This is a genomic window from Stenotrophomonas sp. NY11291 (assembly GCF_023277365.1).
Lineage (GTDB): Bacteria > Pseudomonadota > Gammaproteobacteria > Xanthomonadales > Xanthomonadaceae > Stenotrophomonas > Stenotrophomonas geniculata.
The window spans coordinates 2,381,906-2,400,469 of record NZ_CP096975.1 but is presented as its reverse complement, the minus strand read 5'-3'; the positions used below and the strand labels follow the sequence as shown (position 1 = coordinate 2,400,469).

Annotated in this window: 20 protein-coding genes; 15 read left to right on the top strand and 5 right to left on the bottom strand. The window is 62.4% G+C overall.

Annotated features, from left to right (window positions below):
- The first annotated feature begins 8 nt into the window (after positions 1-8).
- The 11 genes from M1L61_RS11290 to M1L61_RS11240 all read left to right on the top strand — a co-directional run bounded on the left by M1L61_RS11290 (position 9) and on the right by M1L61_RS11240 (position 8,534).
- A complete protein-coding gene (locus M1L61_RS11290) occupies positions 9-779 on the top strand; it encodes a cytochrome c (RefSeq protein WP_005413420.1) in 771 nt (256 codons plus the stop codon).
- Complete coding sequence (locus M1L61_RS11285) at positions 763-1,308, top strand: nuclear transport factor 2 family protein (protein ID WP_223224792.1); 546 nt, start codon at positions 763-765, stop codon at positions 1,306-1,308. Before M1L61_RS11290 ends, M1L61_RS11285 begins: the two co-directional genes overlap by 17 nt.
- Positions 1,309-1,481: 173 nt before the next feature.
- A complete protein-coding gene (locus M1L61_RS11280) occupies positions 1,482-1,847 on the top strand; it encodes a DUF411 domain-containing protein (protein WP_019184727.1) in 366 nt (121 codons plus the stop codon).
- 70 nt (positions 1,848-1,917) lie between these two features.
- Positions 1,918-2,268: a four-helix bundle copper-binding protein gene (locus tag M1L61_RS11275; RefSeq protein WP_012480213.1), complete on the top strand. Its 351-nt coding sequence runs from the start codon at positions 1,918-1,920 to the stop codon at positions 2,266-2,268.
- A 178-nt stretch (positions 2,269-2,446) separates the two neighbouring features.
- Positions 2,447-2,830: a copper homeostasis periplasmic binding protein CopC gene (copC, locus tag M1L61_RS11270; protein ID WP_005413416.1), complete on the top strand. Its 384-nt coding sequence runs from the start codon at positions 2,447-2,449 to the stop codon at positions 2,828-2,830.
- A gap of 10 nt (positions 2,831-2,840) precedes the next feature.
- Positions 2,841-3,770, top strand: a complete 930-nt coding sequence (gene copD, locus M1L61_RS11265) for a copper homeostasis membrane protein CopD (protein ID WP_017354978.1) — start codon at positions 2,841-2,843, stop codon at positions 3,768-3,770.
- Between the two features lie 61 nt (positions 3,771-3,831).
- Positions 3,832-6,153, top strand: a complete 2,322-nt coding sequence (locus tag M1L61_RS11260) for a copper-translocating P-type ATPase (RefSeq protein ID WP_219625521.1) — start codon at positions 3,832-3,834, stop codon at positions 6,151-6,153.
- 28 nt (positions 6,154-6,181) lie between these two features.
- Complete coding sequence (locus tag M1L61_RS11255) at positions 6,182-6,457, top strand: hypothetical protein (protein ID WP_005413412.1); 276 nt, start codon at positions 6,182-6,184, stop codon at positions 6,455-6,457.
- Positions 6,458-6,531: 74 nt separating this feature from the next.
- On the top strand, positions 6,532-7,083 hold the full coding sequence (locus M1L61_RS11250) for a DUF305 domain-containing protein (protein WP_031269107.1): 552 nt from the start codon (positions 6,532-6,534) through the stop codon (positions 7,081-7,083).
- 153 nt (positions 7,084-7,236) lie between these two features.
- Positions 7,237-7,677: a TonB-dependent receptor gene (locus M1L61_RS11245; RefSeq protein ID WP_229298439.1), complete on the top strand. Its 441-nt coding sequence runs from the start codon at positions 7,237-7,239 to the stop codon at positions 7,675-7,677.
- A 26-nt stretch (positions 7,678-7,703) separates the two neighbouring features.
- Positions 7,704-8,534 (top strand): DUF4198 domain-containing protein, encoded by an 831-nt coding sequence (locus M1L61_RS11240; RefSeq protein ID WP_005413408.1) that lies wholly within the window; start codon positions 7,704-7,706, stop codon positions 8,532-8,534.
- 104 nt (positions 8,535-8,638) lie between these two features.
- Here the strand turns inward: M1L61_RS11240 and M1L61_RS11235 are convergent, their stop codons facing one another.
- From M1L61_RS11235 to M1L61_RS11210, 5 genes are all read right to left on the bottom strand, one after another.
- Positions 8,639-11,779, bottom strand: coding sequence for a CusA/CzcA family heavy metal efflux RND transporter (locus M1L61_RS11235; RefSeq protein ID WP_248854739.1), 3,141 nt, complete (start codon positions 11,777-11,779; stop codon positions 8,639-8,641).
- Positions 11,776-13,290, bottom strand: coding sequence for an efflux RND transporter periplasmic adaptor subunit (locus M1L61_RS11225; RefSeq protein WP_005413406.1), 1,515 nt, complete (start codon positions 13,288-13,290; stop codon positions 11,776-11,778). The genes M1L61_RS11235 and M1L61_RS11225 overlap by 4 nt, the downstream gene beginning before the upstream one ends.
- On the bottom strand, positions 13,287-14,591 hold the full coding sequence (locus tag M1L61_RS11220; RefSeq protein ID WP_170935783.1) for a TolC family protein: 1,305 nt from the start codon (positions 14,589-14,591) through the stop codon (positions 13,287-13,289). The genes M1L61_RS11225 and M1L61_RS11220 overlap by 4 nt, the downstream gene beginning before the upstream one ends.
- Before the next feature lie 73 nt (positions 14,592-14,664).
- A complete protein-coding gene (locus tag M1L61_RS11215) occupies positions 14,665-15,060 on the bottom strand; it encodes a hypothetical protein (RefSeq protein ID WP_005413404.1) in 396 nt (131 codons plus the stop codon).
- A gap of 137 nt (positions 15,061-15,197) precedes the next feature.
- On the bottom strand, positions 15,198-15,461 hold the full coding sequence (locus tag M1L61_RS11210; RefSeq protein ID WP_021201833.1) for a cation transporter: 264 nt from the start codon (positions 15,459-15,461) through the stop codon (positions 15,198-15,200).
- A 294-nt stretch (positions 15,462-15,755) separates the two neighbouring features.
- Between M1L61_RS11210 and M1L61_RS11205 the strand changes: the two genes are divergently transcribed.
- The 4 genes from M1L61_RS11205 to M1L61_RS11190 all read left to right on the top strand — a co-directional run bounded on the left by M1L61_RS11205 (position 15,756) and on the right by M1L61_RS11190 (position 18,318).
- On the top strand, positions 15,756-16,049 hold the full coding sequence (locus M1L61_RS11205) for a BPSL0761 family protein (RefSeq protein WP_223224794.1): 294 nt from the start codon (positions 15,756-15,758) through the stop codon (positions 16,047-16,049).
- A gap of 2 nt (positions 16,050-16,051) precedes the next feature.
- Positions 16,052-16,993, top strand: a complete 942-nt coding sequence (locus tag M1L61_RS11200) for an SseB family protein (RefSeq protein WP_049401588.1) — start codon at positions 16,052-16,054, stop codon at positions 16,991-16,993.
- A 175-nt stretch (positions 16,994-17,168) separates the two neighbouring features.
- A complete protein-coding gene (locus M1L61_RS11195; protein WP_136191796.1) occupies positions 17,169-17,798 on the top strand; it encodes a hypothetical protein in 630 nt (209 codons plus the stop codon).
- On the top strand, positions 17,791-18,318 hold the full coding sequence (locus tag M1L61_RS11190) for an NIF family HAD-type phosphatase (RefSeq protein ID WP_021201831.1): 528 nt from the start codon (positions 17,791-17,793) through the stop codon (positions 18,316-18,318). Before M1L61_RS11195 ends, M1L61_RS11190 begins: the two co-directional genes overlap by 8 nt.
- Positions 18,319-18,564: the final 246 nt, after the last annotated feature.

The following is an 18,564-nucleotide window of genomic DNA, read 5'->3' as shown; positions in this document are numbered from 1 at the left end:
AACTGACAATGAAATCCAACAAAAAGATGTGGGTATGGCTCGGTGCCGGCGTGGCATTGGTTGCGGTGGTCGCAACCGCCACGCTCTCTCTGGGCGTGTACAACGTGGCCGCCGACGATCCGCATAGTCGCCCGGTGTATGCGCTACTTGAAACGGCGCGCGAGCGTTCCATTGAGGTGCGCGCCGCCAAGCTTCAGCTACCCACGAACCTTGATGATCCTGAGCGTATCCGCCAGGGTGCGGGCAACTACAACGCCATGTGCGTGACCTGCCATCTTTCACCAGACGCGGCGGCCACCGAGATGAGCAAGGGCCTGTACCCCGCGCCACCGAACCTAAGCAAACAGCCGGTCGCTCCAGCTGAGGCGTTCTGGGTGATCAAGCACGGCATCAAGGCCAGCGGCATGCCCGCTTGGGGCGGCAGCATGGACGATGAGTTCATATGGAACATGTCGGCCTTCCTGCAGAAGTTGCCCACGCTGGACGCGACTGCGTACAAGGAACTTGTCGACAGCAGCGAGGGCCATTCGCATGGCGGCGGCGAGACGCAAGGCCACCATGACGACGAAAAGGCCGAGGATCACCCTGCCTTATTCGAGCCGGGCAACAACTCCATGCCGCATGCGCACCCGCCGGGCGTGGACGACGATCACCACGGCCCGACACCCAGCGACACGGAAGTCGGGTTGGTGAGCCACGGCCATCCCGACGGCAAGGTGGAGTCGCACCCTGCACCACACACGCCCGTGGCCGATGACGGCCATGCGCACCCCCATTGATCTTCTTGGAGCCCACGCAATGAACGCAACAGCAATCTCGTTCACCCTCGCACTGGCACTGGCCGTCGTGTCCCCCGCAATGGCGCAGGCGACACAGCCGCACGCACATCACCCCGCTGCCGCGGCATCTGCGGACGTCGACGTCCCAGTCACTGCAGAGGCCGCGGTCGCCGTAGCGGAGCGTTTCAACAGGGCCCTGTCTAGCGGCGATCTGGCCACGGTCGAAGCCCTGCTCGCTGCCGACGTTCTCATCCTCGAGTCCGGGGGCGCCGAACGCAGCCGCGAGGAATACATGGGCCATCACGCAGTCAGCGATGCGGCGTTCCTCAAGGGCGCCCATCGCCAGCTGCTCCGTCAGCGCGCACGAGCCGCTGGCGAGTTCGCGTGGGTCGGAACCGAAAGCGAGTTGCATGCCCAGAAGGACGGCCAGCCACTGACCGTCCAGAGCGACGAGACGATGGTGCTGAAGGAGACCGCGGACGGCTGGCGGATCGTCCACATCCACTGGTCCTCGCGGACCAAGCGCTGAGTCGAGAGATTGAAATGACTACGCTCACATTGCACCGTCTGACTTTTGTGGTCCTTGCCGTGGCTGGTCTGGGTGCTTGCACCCAGGATGCTTCATCCGCGCAACCCACAACCTCGCCCTCCGCACAGGTTGTCGTCCAATCAGCCGACGCGACTCCAGCAGCCCTGCCACGCATGACCGTCCACAAGACCCCGACCTGCGGGTGCTGCGGTGTCTGGATCGACCACGTGCAGAAGGCGGGATTCACCGTGGATGTGCACGACATGGATGACCTGGGTCTGGTCAAGGAGCGGTTGGGTGTCCCCTATGCAAAGGGCTCCTGCCACACGGCCGAGATCGGCGGATACGTCATCGAAGGCCACGTTCCGGCCGCGGACATCAAGCGTCTCCTCGAAGAAAAGCCGAACGCACGCGGCCTGGTCCTCCCAGGGATGCCGCTTGGTTCTCCGGGCATGGAGGTCCCGGAGGGACGCCAGCAGCCGTTCACGGTCGAGCTGATACATCGCGACGGAACCACTGAACCGTTCGCACAGCACTGATCCGTCGCAGCAACAGGGGACGGTGTTGCGGGCGCGCCGATTCTCGCCCGCGAGGAAGAAGGAGAACTACATGACTCACCATTCCGCAGCACACCGGCCCCAGGCCATGAACGAGTGCATCGACAACTGCACGCAATGCCATGCGATCTGCCTGGAGACCATCAACTACTGCCTGACCAAAGGAGGTGTTCACGCGGCCCCGGAGCACATCGCCCTGTTGGCGACGTGTGCCGATACCTGCGCAACCAGTGCCGACGCGATGCTGCGCGGTGCCAGCGTTCACGACGTGGTTTGCGGTGCCTGCGCGGAGATCTGCCGCCAGTGCGCCGATGCATGCGACGCCATGAACGACCCTGAGATGACGCGCTGCGCCGAAGTTTGTCGCCGCTGCGCGGAAAGCTGCAGCGCCATGGCAGCGTAATGCGTCGAGGATCCCGCCTGAGCCGGTGGGATCCTCGTCTCGCGAAAGCGGAAGTATCAAGAAAATCCGACAAATCGTGGTTTCAGTGACAGTCCGACATCTAACGCTTGTCGCATCGAACACAGCGCGGCCCCTCCCGAACGGGCTTTGCATCACATTCCAATGAGGATTTATCCATATGAAGTCGTCCAACGTCATTCGCTCCTTCGCGCTCGTCCTCGCAATCGCGGCCGGGCAGTTTTCGCTGCAGGTCGCGCACGCCCACGCCGCGCTGCAGCAGTCCACACCGGCGGCAAATGCGGTGGTGGCCTCGCCAGGCCAGATCGATCTCGTGTTCAACGAGACATTGATTCCGCGGGCGTCGCGTCTCAAGTTGCTCATGAAGCACGGCAGTTCCACCATGCCGATCGAGAATTTCACGACCGAGATCGTCAACAACGGCAAGACCCTGCGTGCCAAGTTGCCTGGACCGCTGGCTCCGGGCGTCTATACCGTGGAATACCGCGCCGTCGGTGGTGACAACCACCCCATGCCGGGCAGCTTCAGCTTCACGGTGCGCTGAGGAGTCGCGAATGTTCGACCTGTCGGCTTATGCACTGAGATTCTTGGAATACCTTGTCATCATGGTTCTTTTCGGGGTTCCACTCTTCGGTTGGTACGGGTCGCGTCGATCGGCACTCGCCGACGCCTTGGCCGGGTGGTCACTCATGGGCGTTCTATTGGCGGGTGCCGTAGCCGGTCTCGTGCTCACCGGGCTCGATGTCGTCTTCAAGACCGCGGGCATCATGGGAATGCCGCTTGCCGAGGTTGATCGCGCATCGCTTGGCTGGTATCTGCTCGAGACGTCCGCGGGCCGGGCAGCCATGGCGAGAGGCGCGCTGCTGGTCGCCCTTATGTTCGTGCTCGGATGGCATCGTCGCCGCGGGAAGGTGGAGACCGCCTTCCCGCTGGGGGCGATGCTGGCGGGCGGCGCACTCGCTTCGCTGGCATGGAACGGCCACGCCGCCGCTGGCGAGGGCTTGGCAGGCGCGGTCCGGCTTGCTGCAGGCATCGTCCATCTTCTCGCGGCAGGCGGCTGGATCGCAGCGGTCCTGATGTTCCTTGCCATGCTGCTGCGCGGCAAAGAGACGAACGGCAGCGGGCGTCTGCGATCAACGCATGACTTTCTGCATGGTTTTTCGACGCTGGGAACGATCTTCGTTGGTGCGCTCATCGTGTCCGGCATCGCGCACTACGGGGATCTCACCGCGTGGTCGTTTTCGGCCCTGTTCCAGAGCACCTACGGGAAGTTGCTGCTTTTCAAACTGGCCCTGTTCGCTGGAATGCTGGGTTTGGGAGCGCTGCACCGATGGACGCTGGTGCCGCGCTTGGAACGAGCGCTGACCAGCGGAGATCCCGCGCAGGAGGTGCGGGCTTTGCGGCAGAGTGTTACGGCTGAGGCCGCGCTGGCCATCTTGATCCTGATTGTTGTTTCAGTGCTCGGGACGCTCAGCCCCGAATAGCTGTGTAACCCGCAATGGCACACTGCCTTGGCAGTCCATCCCCACTAAAGCGAGCATCGGCATGAACTCACCGTCGTCCCATGACCATCACCATTCTGCAGGCGCAGCCCCTGTCGAGGCTGCGGATGGACGGGTCATCACCAATCCCGTCCGCTATACGGACGATGCTCCCCAGCAAGTTGAAGTGACCGCCCCAGCAGCGGTGGCCCAACCCAGCGGTACCCACGCCACGGTCTACACCTGCCCGATGCATCCGCAGATTCGTCAGCCAGGTCCCGGCACCTGTCCGATCTGCGGCATGGCGCTGGAGCCGGAGATGCCCTCGCTGGAGGAGGACGACAATCCAGAGTTACGCGATTTCACCCGAAGGTTCTGGTGGACGTTGCCTTTGACGTTGATCGTCCTGGTCTTGGCCATGCTGGGACACCGTCTGCCCGGCTTGTCCACGCAGGCGCGCACCTGGATTGAGCTCGTGCTGAGCGCCCCGGTGGTGCTCTGGGCGGGGTGGCCTTTCTTTGAGCGCTGCCTACAGTCCATCGGCAATCGCAGCCCCAACATGTGGACGCTGATCGGCATCGGCGTGGCCGCCGCGTTTGGCTACAGCGTGGTGGCCACCGTGGCACCGGACCTGTTTCCGGACTCTTTCCGCGAGCATGGACGGGTAGGGGTCTACTTCGAGGCGGCAGCGGTCATCGTCTCGCTCACCCTGCTCGGACAGCTGCTGGAACTGCGGGCGCGTTCCAAAACCTCGGCGGCCATCAAGTCCCTGCTGGGATTGGCGCCCAAGACGGCTCGCCGCGTCAAACCCGATGGGGGCGAAGAGGACGTTGCGCTGGATCACGTGCACGTGGGTGATCTGCTTCGCGTACGACCGGGCGAGAAGGTGCCGGTCGATGGGGAAGTCATCGAAGGCCGCGCCAGTGTCGATGAGTCGATGCTGACCGGTGAACCCATTCCGGTGGAGAAGGCTGTCGGTGATCACGTTATAGGCGCCACGCTCAACGGGACGGGCGCCTTAGTCATCCGGGCGGACAAAGTCGGATCCGGGACGGTACTGGCGCAGATTGTGCAGTTGGTAGCCCAAGCCCAGCGCTCCCGCGCGCCGATGCAGCGTATGGCGGACAAGGTGGCGTACTGGTTTGTCCTGGCCGTGCTGGCCACGGCGGTGCTCACGTTCTTCGGATGGGGTCTGTTTGGACCCGAACCGTCCTGGACCTTTGCCGTCCTCAATGCCGTATCGGTTCTGATCATTGCTTGCCCGTGTGCCTTGGGTTTGGCTACCCCCATGTCGATCATGGTCGCCACTGGCCGCGCTGCGCAGGTCGGGGTCCTGTTCCGCGATGCTCAGGCGATCGAGCAGCTACGTCTGATCGACACGTTGATCGTGGACAAGACCGGTACGTTGACCGAGGGGCGTCCAGCCTTTCGCGACACGCTCTCCAACGCCGGCTTCGACGCCGATCAGATCCTTTGTTTGGCCGGCAGCTTGGAGCAGGGCAGTGAGCACCCCTTGGCCGAGGCCATCGTGGCTGAAGCCCAGCGACGTGGCTTGAACCTGGTGGCCGCCCAAGATTTTGATTCGCTCACCGGCCAAGGCGTCCGCGGGCGCGTGTCCGATCAGGATGTCGTGCTCGGCAACCAAAGCCTGATGGCGTCGGTTGGCGCCGATGTAGCACCTTTGCAAAGCAGCGCCGAGCGTCTTCGGAAAGAAGGCGCTAGCGTGATGTTCCTGGCGGTCAATGGTAGGTTGGCCGGCGCCATTGCGGTGGCTGATCCCATCAAAGCCACGACCTTGCCTGCCTTGAACCTGCTACGTGCCGATGGCCTGCACGTGGTGATGGCCTCCGGTGACGCACAGGCGACGGCCGAGGCCGTGGGGCGCACGCTGGGCATCGAGGATGTGCGTGGTGGCGTCAAGCCGCAGGACAAGGCCGACCTGGTCCAGCAACTCAAAGCCCAGGGTCGTCGCGTGGCCATGGCTGGCGATGGCATCAACGATGCGCCGGCCCTGGCGGCAGCCGATGTGGGCATCGCGATGGGGACGGGCACGGATGTGGCCATGTCCAGCGCCCAGCTCACCCTGGTCAAGGGTGATTTGAGGCGCATCGTGCAAGCCCGTGCCATCTCGTCTTTGACGGTGGCCAATATGAAGCAGAACCTGGGCTTCGCCTTCGTCTACAACGCCATCGGCGTGCCTATCGCCGCCGGCTTGCTGTATCCCAGCTTCGGCCTTTTGCTCAGTCCGATGATGGCGGCCCTGGCCATGAGCCTGAGCTCGGTTTCGGTGGTCACCAATGCCCTGCGTTTGTCCGGCTCCACCGTTGTTGCCACCCCCCACCCTGACCGCGCCGATGAGCCTGCGCGCGGCCATTCCTGTCACTGATGGCTCATATCCCACAAGGAGTACTGCAATGAAGCGTTATGCCTCCCTCTCGATGATGGCCTTGTTCCTGATGGCGGGCGCGGCCTTCGCCGGCGGCCAGACCACCACGCCCACCACCGACCACGGTCAGCACAAGCCGGCGGCGGCCGATGCCGATTTCACCAAGCTCGATGCCAACAAGGACGGCTCGCTGTCCAAGGAAGAACTGGCCAAGCACAAGCTGGCGCCGCACTTTGGCATGCTCGATAGCAACAAAGATGGCAAGCTGAGCCCGCAGGAATTCGCTGCCGGCAAGGGTATGTAAGTGTTCTCAGCCCGGGAGCTGTTCCAACAGTTCGCGGGTTCTTCCGCCGTTCTGCCATTCCCACGGAGATTGTTATGTCCTCTTCGCACGGTACGCACGAAAACGCGCAAGACCCGCAGTCCCAGCACGCAAAACCGCACGCCTCACACCAACCTGCCCACCAGGCACAACAAGGGCATCAAGGCCATTACGGCCGCCTGTTGTTGATGATGGGCCTGTCTTTCGTGGCCATGTACGCATTGATGTACGCAATGGTCGATCAGTGGGCTAACGTCTATAACAACGTGAACCAGTTCTACATGGCGGGCCTGATGGCCGCTCCCATGCTGCTGATCGAGCTGTGGCTAATGTCCAGCATGTACCCCGATCGCCGACGCAATCTGATTCTGGCTGGTCTGACGGTGGCGTTCATGCTGTTCTGCTGGTGGGGCATTCGCACTCAAGCAGCGGTCACTGACAAACAGTTCATCCGTTCGATGATTCCCCACCACGCTGGCGCCATCCTGATGTGTGAGGAGAATCGTCTGAAGGATCCTGAGTTGGTGAAGCTCTGCCAGGACATTATTACCTCGCAGACACAGGAGATCGCGCAAATGAAGCAGTTGCTGGCTGAGCGTTCCCATTAGCTCACTGCCTTTTGCCAGCCGATATCACTTCACTGAGCCTGCGCACTGACCATTCGGTGGATCAAACGCGCGGCCACACGTGCGGTGGCTTGATCCGGATCCAGGGGCGGACACAGTTCCGCCACGTCGACCACACGTACCTTGCCCGAGGCCATGACCAGATCCAGCAGGGCTTCCAGGACCTCCAGACTCACCCCGCGTGGGTTGGGGGCGCTCACGCCCGGGGCCACCACCATTGAGTACGCCGGCAAGATCACCAGCGGCTTGGGTAGCTACACCCAGTGGCGTGGCTTGGGCTCACTGCGTATGGGCAAGAACCGTTGGACCGGCGTCTATTCGGCGCAGTACATCGGCAGCGCGGACGACATCATCGCCGTGCCCGACACGATCGGCTCGCATGTGTCCAGCGTGGTGTACCACAGCCTGCAACTGAGCTACGGCATCAAGAAGAAGTGGGATATCTCCGCCGGCGTTGAAAAAGTGCTCGATAAGAAGGCGCCGTTCGTGAAGAACAACCCCAACACCGACACCGACACCATGACGTACGACTTGCTGGGTCGTCGCTGGAATGTCCGCTTTGGTTACCACTGGTAAGCCACGATCACGAGGAGCTACACATCATGAGAAACACGCAACTATCCGCCACACTACTGCTGTTCGCTGTGGCCGGCAGTGCCGGTGCGCACGACCTGTTTGTCGCTTTCTCCAAGCCTGGCACCGCAGCGGGCGAGGCGAACACAGCGTTGGTGAACAATGGCACCTTCGATGAAAGTGCAGGTGCAGTCACCCGAGCGCGTCTACAGGACGTTTCGCTGAGTCAGGGCGGCGCTAAGGCTGCACCGGACTTGGCCAGTTGGAAAGAGGTCGGCAAGCAGAGCCAGCTCACCGTGCATCCGGCGGGCGAGGGCACCTATCTGCTGGGGGTCTCGACGATGGCCTCCACCAGCACGCGTACGGCCAGCGAGTTCGGCAAGTACCTGGAGTTGGAAGACTTGCCCGATACCCTGGCCACCTATGATGCGAGCAAGTTTCCCAAAGGGGTCACCTATAGCTATACCAAGCATGCTCGTACCATTGGACAGGTGGGCACAAAACTGACCGACGATTTCGCTGCCTCGCTGGGCTATCCGCTGGAGATCCGCTTGGCCCGCAATCCTGGAAGCGTGAAGGTCGGCGAACAGCTGTCGTTCCAGGTGCTGCAGCAGGGCACGCCAGTGCCCAACCTACGCGTGTACGTCGGTCATCGTGCTGACGCACCGGTCAAGGGTGGGCACGGTAGCGCTACGCTCCTGCGCACCGATGCCCAAGGCCAAGCCAGTTTCCAGGTGACCACCGCCAAGACCTGGTACATCCACACCAATCACATTGTGCCCTCTACACAAAAGGGTTTGGATTTTGTGTCGGATCGGGCGTCGCTGAGCTTTGAGATTTCCCCGCACGCCGGGCACTGATAAGTAAGCATGTAGGCGGTACTCTCCCCTTTGACGCCAGTCATGACTTCTTCCATGACTGGCGTCTTTTTGTGGGGACTTACCTCAAGTGCTCAGTCTGTCTCTCATTGGTCGCCCCGCGCCGCGCGCAATCCACGTCGCCGCACTAGATAGAACGCTGCGGGAATCACCACCATAGAGAGCACCGGTGCGGTGAGCATGCCACCCAGCATCGGCGCGGCGATACGTTGCATGACCTCCGAGCCGGCACCGGCACCGACGAAAAGCGGAAACAACCCGGCCAGGATGACGGCTACCGTCATCGCCTTCGGGCGCACCCGTTGCACGGCGCCTTCGTAGATAGCCTCTTGCAGGGTAGACACATCTTCCGGCGCACCGCTGGCCAAGCGCTGCTCCCAGGCATGACGCAGGTACAGCAGCATGATGACGCCGAACTCAGCCGCAACGCCGCCCAGGGCGATGAATCCGATCATGCTGGCCACCGAAATCGCATGGCCCAGCCCCCAGATCAACCAGAAACCGCCCACCAACGCCAAGGGCAAGCTGAGCAGGATGATGGATACATCGCTAAGCCGGCGAAACACCATCCAGATGACCAGGAAGATGATCGCCAACGCCGCGGGCACCACCCATTGCAGGCGTGCCAAAGCCCGTTGCAGATACTCGTACTGCCCCGACCACGCCAGACCATAGCCGGCAGGCAAACTCACCTGGGTCTGCACCGCGGCTTGCAGGTCCTGGACCACCGATCCCAAGTCGCGATCGGCCACATCCACGTAGATGTAGCCCACCAACCGGCCGTTATCGCTCTTGAGCATCGGCGGGCCTGGGCTGATTGACAGCTCCGCCACCTGGCTCAAGGTCAGTTGCACACCGCCTGGCGCGATCAGCGGCAGATCCTGCAAGGCCTGCAACGAGTCACGCTGGCCACGGGGGTAGCGCAAGACGATGGGATAGCGTTCGCGCCCCTCGATCGTTTCCCCGATTGGATCACCGCCAACGACCGTGGCAATCAGTTGCTGGAGTTGGCCTTGAGTGAATCCGTAACGTGCAGCGATTTCCGGGCGCACCTGTACATCGACATAGCGCCCACCCGTGACGCGTTCGGCCAGTGCCGAACTCACGCCGGGCACAGTCTTGGCCACCTGCTCGATCTGCTGGCTCAGGCGCTCGATCTGCTCCACATCGGGTCCGGAGACCTTGATCCCAATCGGGCTCTTGATGCCGGTGGCCAACATATCGATGCGATTGCGAATGGGCGGGACCCATAGGTTGGTCAGACCGGGAATCTTGACCGCTGCGTCCAACTCCTGGCGTAGCTTCTGGGGGGTCATGCCCGGGCGCCATTGATCCCGCGGCTTGAAGGTCACGGTGGTCTCAAACATTTCGATCGGTGCCGGATCGGTCGCACTTTCGGCACGGCCCGCCTTGCCGAACACGTGCTCAACCTCCGGTACGGTCTTGATCATCCGGCCCGAGAGCTGGAGCAACTGACGGGCCTTGTCGGCGGACAGGCCGGGCAGGGCCGTGGGCATGTACAACAGGCTGCCTTCTTCCAAGGGCGGCATGAACTCACTGCCCAACCGGCTAAAGGGGATCAAGGTGAGCACTAGCAGCAGGCCGCTGAGCAGCAAGGTGACACCGGGATGTTTGAGGACCCACAGCAGGATGGGCCGATAGCCAGCGATCTGGATGCGATTGATGGGGTTCTGCTGTTCCGGGCGGATGCGGCCGCGGATCAGGTAGCCCATCAAGACGGGGATCAAGGTCACCGACAACCCTGCTGCGGCGGCCATCGCGTAGGTCTTGGTGTAGGCCAGAGGCGAGAACAATCGCCCTTCCTGCGCCTGCAGGGCAAAAACCGGCACGAAAGACAGGGTGATGACCAGCAAGCTGGCGAACAGGGCCGGTCCGACCTCGGCCGCCGAGCGGGCCATCAGCTGCCAGCGCTCCTCACCCTGAGGTTCCCGGCCGTGCGCCTCCCGCCAGTGCTCCAGATGCTTGTGTGCATTTTCGATCATCACCACCGCTGCATCGACCATCGCACCAATGGCGATGGCGATGCCGCCTAATGACAGCAAGTTGGCGGAGATCCCCTGGGCGTGCATCACGATGAAGGCCGCCAGGATACCCAAAGGCAGGGTGATGACGGCCACCAACGCCGAGCGTAGGTGCCACAGGAACAGCAGGCATACCAGCGCTACGACCAGAAACTCTTCGCCAAGCTTGTGGGTGAGGTTGCGTACCGCATCCTGGATCAGCTCGGAGCGGTCGTACACCGGCACCACTTCCACGCCCTCGGGCAAGCTGGATTGCAACGCCTGCAGTCGCGCTTTGACGTTCCGAATGGCCCCCAAGGCATCCTTGCCGGTCCGCAGGACGATCACGCCGCCGGCCACCTCACCTTGACCATCCAACTCTGCGATACCACGACGGAAGACCGGCCCGCGACTGATCGTGGCCACCTCGCCGAGCAGGACGGGGATGCCGTCGTTGCCGGTTACCGGCACCTGTTCGAACGCCTCCTGTGTGCGCAGGTAGCCTTCGCTGCGCACCATCAGTTCGGCTTCGCCTTGTTCGATCACCGAGCCCCCGGTAGCGCCGTTGGCCGCATCCACCGCCTCGATGAGCTCGGCCACCGTCAGTCCACGGGCCGCCAACGCCTGCGGATCGGGCTGGATCTGCCAGGCGCGCACCGCACCGCCCACACTGGCTACTTCAGCCACGTCCGGCACGGTTTTTAGCTCATAACGAAGAAACCAGTCCTGCAACGCACGCAGCTGCCCCACATCACGTTGACCTGTCCGATCCACCAAGGCGTACTGGTAGATCCAGCCCAGTCCTGTCGCATCAGGACCCAGCGCCGGATTCACATTCGGCGGAAGTCGATCGCGTACCTGGCTCAAGTACTCGAGCACTCGAGAGCGCGCCCAGTAAAGATCAGTGGCATCGTCAAACAGGATGTAGACGAATGAATCACCGAAGAAGGAGAAGCCGCGTACCGCCTTCACGCCCGGCACGGACAACATCGTGGTGGCCAACGGGTAGGTGACCTGGTCTTCGATGATGCGCGGGGTTTGCCCCGCCCATTGCGTGCGGATGATGACCTGGGTATCGGACAGGTCCGGCAGCGCATCCAGCGGCGTGTTCTTTACCGACCAGATACCGACCACCGCCAGCAGCGCGGCGGCAACCAGCACCAGCACGCGATTGGCGATGCAAGCATGGATCAGGCGCGCGATCATGGTGTGCCCTCCATCGCTTCGGACATGACCTCGCTTGCCTGGCAATCAGCGGCTGCGGCGGGGCCGAACTTGGGTACCAACTGCATATCCATGAACGGTGACTTGCCCGGCTTGTCGAAATGCTTCTCCGGCACCATCGGGTCATACCAGTACTGCACCGGGCAGCGCGGCGGCGTAGAGGTGGAGGTGTCTGGCGCGACAGGCGCCGGCTGTCTGGACGGTGACGGCACGACAGTGCGTGGTTCGTGCCCGGCGTCATGGCGCTCGTGCACACCTGATGCGCTGGCAGGGCGTGTCGGTTGTGCAGCACCCAGGCGCTCCAACGCACCGGAGAGACTGGCTTCGGAGTCGAGCAAGAACTGACCCGAGACGACCACGCGTTCACCACCGGCCAAGCCTGCCACGATCTGCGTGCGCCCTTGCACGCTACGTCCCACACTCACCCGCACTGGCCGGAAGCTCCCGTCCGGATCCTGCACGATGACCCGGCTGTCCCGCCCGGTGGCGATCAGCGCCTCCGTGGGAACGACTGGCAGGGCCTGCTCGGCGTCGGGCTGCACCAGAACCTCGGCGAACATGCCCGGCACCAGCCGACGCTGCGGGTTGCGCAGCACAATTCGCGCCCGCTGCGTGCGACTAGCCATGTCGACCTGGGGAAGCAACGCCTGGATCTGTCCGGCAAAGCGCTCTGCCGGCCAGGCACTGACCGTGGCCTGCACTGAGGTCCCCGGCCGCAAGGTGCCCAGCGCTGCCTGGGGTACCGAGGCCTCCAGCCACAACGTGTCCAGCCCATTGATCTTGAACAGTGGCGTACCGGGCATCACCGTCTGTCCCTCGCGTGCCAGGATCTCGGTCACGACACCACTGTGGTCTGCGCTAAGCACGACGCCACTTCTGGCCGAGGCGCCAGAAGGAACACCCAACGAACGCAACCGTTGTTGCGCCGCACCCTGCAGCTCACGCGCGCCCGCGGACTGAGCTTGGCTCAGGGCATGTGCTTCGGCGATGGCCGCGTTCCATGCCGGGGCCTGCACGGTGGCCAGCGTTTGACCACGACGAACCTCGGTAAACGGCGCCTTTACCTGCACGTGGGTGATCAAGCCTTCCATGCGCGCACTGATCACGCTTTCCTGGGTCAGATCCCACGTCAGTGTGCCCGGCACGCGTACGGCAGTCCCTAGTAACTCTACCGTCACTTCCTGAGTGCGTATGCCCACGTTCTGCTGCAGGCGCGGATCGATCTGCGTTCCGCCCCCTATGGCCTCATCTGCGTATTTGGGCAGCAACTCCATATCCATGAACGGAGATTTGCCCGGCTTGTCGAATCGCTGCTCCGGCGCCATGGGGTCGTACCAGTACAGCACCTTGCGTGCTTGATCTGCGACGCTCGTGCCGGGGGGCGGGGTGGTATCAGAGGTTCGAGTCATCCAGGCGTAGCCGCCGGCAAAGCCGAGCGCCAGCAACCCGAGGGCCACGGCGAGCTGTGTGAGACGCGTCTTGGTCGGGCTCATGGCGTGTTCTCCTCATGGGGTAGCAGATAGGCCAGTGCCGCCCAGGCACGGCCCTGTTCGCCCAGCAGACGGGCGTTCTCCAGGTGCAATTCGATCTCATCGCGCCGCGCTTCCAGCCACGGCTGCAGGTCGGCACCGGCGCCGTAGGCGGCCAACGCCGTGCGTGCACGATCGCGCGCCAAAGGCAGGCTCTGCGTGTTCTGGCGCTCCAACTGGCCGGTTAACCCGCGCCATCGCGCTATCGCGCGTTGCACCGACTCGGCTTGGATGCGCCGGGCCTCATCGCGCTCTGCGGACACCGCCTCCAGCTCGGCCCGCCGTGCCGCGATGCCTCGTGCTTGGCGGTTCTTCTGGAACAGCGGCAGGCCCACACCCACTTCCACCATGAGCATGTCGCTGCGCGCCATGCCGTCGGGTGCGCGCTCGCGACGTCCGTAGGTGAGCTCCACACTCCAATCCGGGCGGGTTTCGGCCACGGCCGCATCCACCTGGGCCTGGGCTAAGCTCTCGCGTGCCTCCCAGCCCAGTAGTGGCGTGTGTTGGTCCAGTTTGGCCAGCAGTTGGGTGGGCTCCAATGGCAACTGCGAAAAATCCGGTGCCGCACCACTGGCCAAGATCGCCTCTGGTGCAATACCCAACCACCGCGCCAGGCCGGCCTGCGCGGCGGCGTGCTCCGCATGTACCTGCTCCAGGCGATTGTCCAACTGCAGTAGGGCGGCCTGGGCGGCAAGCACATCACTGGCCCCGGCCGTGCCGCCTGCCAAGCGAGCACGCGCCGCACGCTCGGCTATACGGGCCGGCTCGCGCAGACCTTCCAACGCATCTACGGCTTGCTGCGTACTCCACAGCTCGATCCAGGCCAGCGCGGCCGCTTGGGCCACCATCTGCTGTTCGGCCATCGACAGTGAGCGCGCTTGCGCCAGCGTCGCTTGCGCCAACGCGTGCTCGGCACGTCGTTTCGCACGCGCAGGAAACTCCTGCATCAGACCGATTTGCTGGGTGGTCATCTCATCGGCCCGCAAGCTGAAGGCATCGGGTCCGCTGACGGGCCAGTTCGCCAGCCCCACGATCAAACGTGGGTCGGGAAGCGCGCCAGCACGCGCGGCTTCTTCGGTACTGGCATCGATCTGCGATCGGCGCACCTGCAGGGTTGGGGCGTTAGCAAGCGCCCGTTGTAGGGCTTCTGTGTAGCTGATCGGGATAGCGGGCGATGCCGCCAGCACAGGACCACTGAGCGCCAGGGCAAACACGAACCCACACGCCATCTTGCGCCTTGCACGCAAGAAGAAAGACATCTCCATAAGACCTCCGGGAAACGACAACGAGCGCGCTGCAACGCATGCAGCACGAGCACGGGTCAATCCAGGAGGGGGCTTAAATCAGCAGGCTACAGAAGCGCTGCAGGGGAGGCGGATCGGACACGCACACCGGAACATCCCGATACAACTGCGCGTGTACCGGTGGCAACAGAGCCTGCACCAGCGCGAAGGCGGCCAGCGCGGGCTGGTAAGGCACTTGAGGGGCCTTCGCATCGGCCGTGGCGATGTGATCGCGCTGGCAATGCTGGTCGCACAACGCCGGAGCATCGGGATCCGGCGTGGACATCTCTTCGCAACCGACCATCAGGGTCGCTTGTCCAGCTTCCACCGATTCCAGCGGACAGGCGTAAGCCACCAGCGCGAGTTGCTGCAGCAGCAGCGCCCACAGTCCCAGCCATGCCAGTCGGGCACGAGAACGGGGTCGCCGCCATCGCCTCAGCAGCCTCACCATGACAGCTCCCGCACGCCCGAAGCAGCGCCTGCGGACGCTGGGCAGATCAGGGCAGGGGACGTGCGAGCTCTCATGATGGCCAGTCTAGCCCTCTTGGGGCCGACTGTCATTGATCAGGATCAAGCCCTCGCGCGGACTCAGCGGTGGCATCCGCCGCAGCAGGAGGATGCGACGGCCGGGGCGGCCGGCGTACCAGCCTCAGAAGGGAGCACCGCAGCGATCACATAGCCTTGCCGCTGGATAGCCTCAACCGCCTGTTCTACGGCAAGCAGGCCCTCGATCTTGACCACGCCACTGCCCAGATCGACGTCCACCTGGGCGTGGGGGTCAAGGGCCTGAATGGCTTGGGTGACCGTTCGGACACAGTGACCACAGGTCATACCTTCAACAACGAGATTCATGGACAACCCTCCAAAAGCATCGGCGGTTTGCCGACGGCGTGACGATGAGCCTTCCCACGGTGGGAAGGTCAAACGACAGGCAAGTTGAGTGGTAATCCGTCCCGCGTTGTTGACCTTCCCATCATGGGAAGGCTCAGGCTACCTGCTCGTTCCTATTGGCCCTCACTCCATGGACATAACGCTCACTTATGCGAATTAAGTTATTGATTATATTACATTAATACAGGAATCGCAAGGTCTGTAGTTGCACCGTGCCCTGGCCGGCCACAAACGCGATAAGCTAAGCATTCCTTAGTGCTAGTCATTCTTGATGTCATGACGATGCCATCTGAGCGCACCCGCAATGTGCTGCAGGCGGGCGCGTTCCTCAGGCAGCTAGCGGCCAGCCAAGCCGTGCCTAAAGAGGTGCGGCAAGAGGCATATCGACTGCTGCGGCACTATCCAACCGTCAGCGACATCGAGGCGATTGCTGAGCACGAAGAGCGGCTGCGAGCGCTGACCCAGTCGGCCTTCGTACGACCCTACCTGAGCAGCGAGATCGAGGCGGATTGGTTCTCCGGGTACCCGCTCGGCCCTCATCGCATCTGACCATGAAGCAACCGAGCAGGCCGCGTGGAAGAGGGACTACGTCTGCGGAGACAGCGCTGGAGGCTTCCTTTGAACGGGCCCGCGACAGTGCGGCCGAGGAACGCGCATTCTTCAAGCGACTGATGGATGCGATCGTGTACGTGCATGCGCCCATCTCGGACGACGCGCAGACACTGCGGCTGGTCCAGTTCCGCCATCCTGACGGTTTCGATGCGATCCCTTTCTTTACCTCGCTCGACAAGGCGCAGGCGGCCAGCTCGTCTGCTGTCAGAATTCTGGGAGTTTCAGGCCGTGAGCTGCTAACCGGTACTCGCGGCGCGACGTTGATGCTCAATCCCAACTACGGCGGCGTTGTCCTGTACCCGGAAGAGGTTGCGACATTGTTGGATACGGGCTTTCTGGCCAGGGTGGAACGTCTGGCGCCGGCGGAGTTCGCGGTGAGACCTGCCCAGGCCGCGCCGGCTTGGCTCGCTCCGGCCATCAGCGGCAGCCTTGAGCACGCCGACTTCGTCTCGTCGGCCTATCTCCTGGAAACTCACTCGTCAGGGGGCGTCGAACAGCCTCCCGGTCTGTTGATCTGGCTGGTGGTGGACCTGGCTTTCGCCGAGCGGGCGGCTCGTCTGGTGACCACCGCCATACAGCCCTTATGCTCAGATTTGGACGTCATCATCGACTTGGCGGTCCACGACGTATCGCTGCCTTTGCCGGCGGGCTTGGATGATCCCCAGATCCTGCCCATATTTTTTCACGAGAATCAAGCCAACTTGAGCACAGCTCATCGGCCTATGAGCCCTGAAGATAAGCTACTAGCACTCCTTCCGGGATTGACCGAGGAAGAGAAGGAACGGCGGACCCGCGAGGGTATGGCCGACGTCGACGCTGGACGTACGATCCCGCACGAGGAACTACTGCAATGGATCAGGCGACGGTCAGAGCCTTCTTGAAGGTTTCCGTTGGGTCAGGAGCGTGGAAACTCTTGAATCCAATATTCAAGAAGGGCACGCGTGCCTGAGCAGTACTCCAGGAATGCCTGTGTCACGCGGCTTCTGGTTCAATCAAGCCTAGGTCTGTAATCCACGAACTGCCTGACGTCGAGGGGTGTTTCCTCGTTGAATCATGGTGTTAGAGACGATTCGGCTGTTTTTCTCACGAATCCCTGCCGACCTTCTTGAAAAACTGAACCAGACCTACCCAAACGCTTCCGTAAGGCAGGTGGTGAGAGGGCAGGTTAAGCACATCAGGGATAGCAATCCCAAGGAGATAGAAGCGCTACGACAGGAGGCCAACGATCAACTTCCTACTATCGCCGAGCTAAAGAGGGTCAGTGCGGTTGATCCAGAGTTCCGGATGGAAAACAGCTTCTTTGGGCCCAAGCCAGTCATCACCGCCCGCATCATCAACCGCTCAACACTGCCATTGAGCGAAGCGAGCTGGAATGCGGCGCTGTACATCAATGGCGATGTACAGCCTGTAGCCACGTCGAAGGTGCGCAGCGATTTCCGTTCCATCGAAGGCCTCAAGCCCGAACACCATGTTACGGCTCGATTCACTGTCGGATTCGTCAAGGGCGATAAGGCCTGGACCACCTTGGCAATTCGTCAAGCTACATCCACACGCGTCGAGCTGGAGATGATCCCTGAGACAGCAATGGACTTTACGGACAAAGCCTATCTAAGTGCCGATCTTCAGAAGCGCATTGATTTCCTTGAGAACCAACTCAAGCAAGCGAGCGAGTTCGAAGATGTCTGATGCTACCAAGCCCCGCCGGCGGATCACCCTCCGGCGGGGCTTGGTAGCGGTACCGACGTTCACCCCCGCCAAAGAGGACCATTACACAATGCGCCCGTCCATCCTCGCCTTGGACTTAGAAGGAACGCTGATTTCCAACGCTGTAAGCCAGATCCCGCGCCCGGGCCTCTACGAATTTCTGGAGTCGGCAAAGTCGCTCTTTGAGGGTCTAGTCATCTTCACCACAGTTCCGGAGCCTAGATTTCGCGAGATTGCCGACCTATTGGCTTGCGAAGGAGCGGCCCCGGGTTGGTTTGCCCGCTTGCCATACATAGACTGGACTGGGCCGACGAAGGATCTTGCCAACGTTTCCCAGCCCATCGGCTCTGCATGGCTACTAGATGATTACGCCCCCTATGTACAACCGGGACAGGAACATTGCTGGGTCCCGGTTCAACTGTTTTGTTCTCCTTACCCCGAGGACGACGCGGGACTGGACGATGCCATCGAGGCAATCCGTAAGCGACTGAACGAGTACTAGAGGGCCATCTCTTGGCCAGCGTCCAATGGGCCACAGGCTCGCCGGTCAACCAAGGTCCAGCGCTTCGTTGGAGAACCGTCGATATAGACCTGGGGGGGCGTTTACCGCGATAGAGTCCTGAGCCCCCTCAAACCATCTCATGGACCCGTGGCAGCTGGTCGGTCTACTCAGACTAGAAGCTAAAGCTGCCAACTGCCGCTAGGTTCCAGCCAGTACGCCATGCCCAGCGGCAGGAAAGTCTCCATT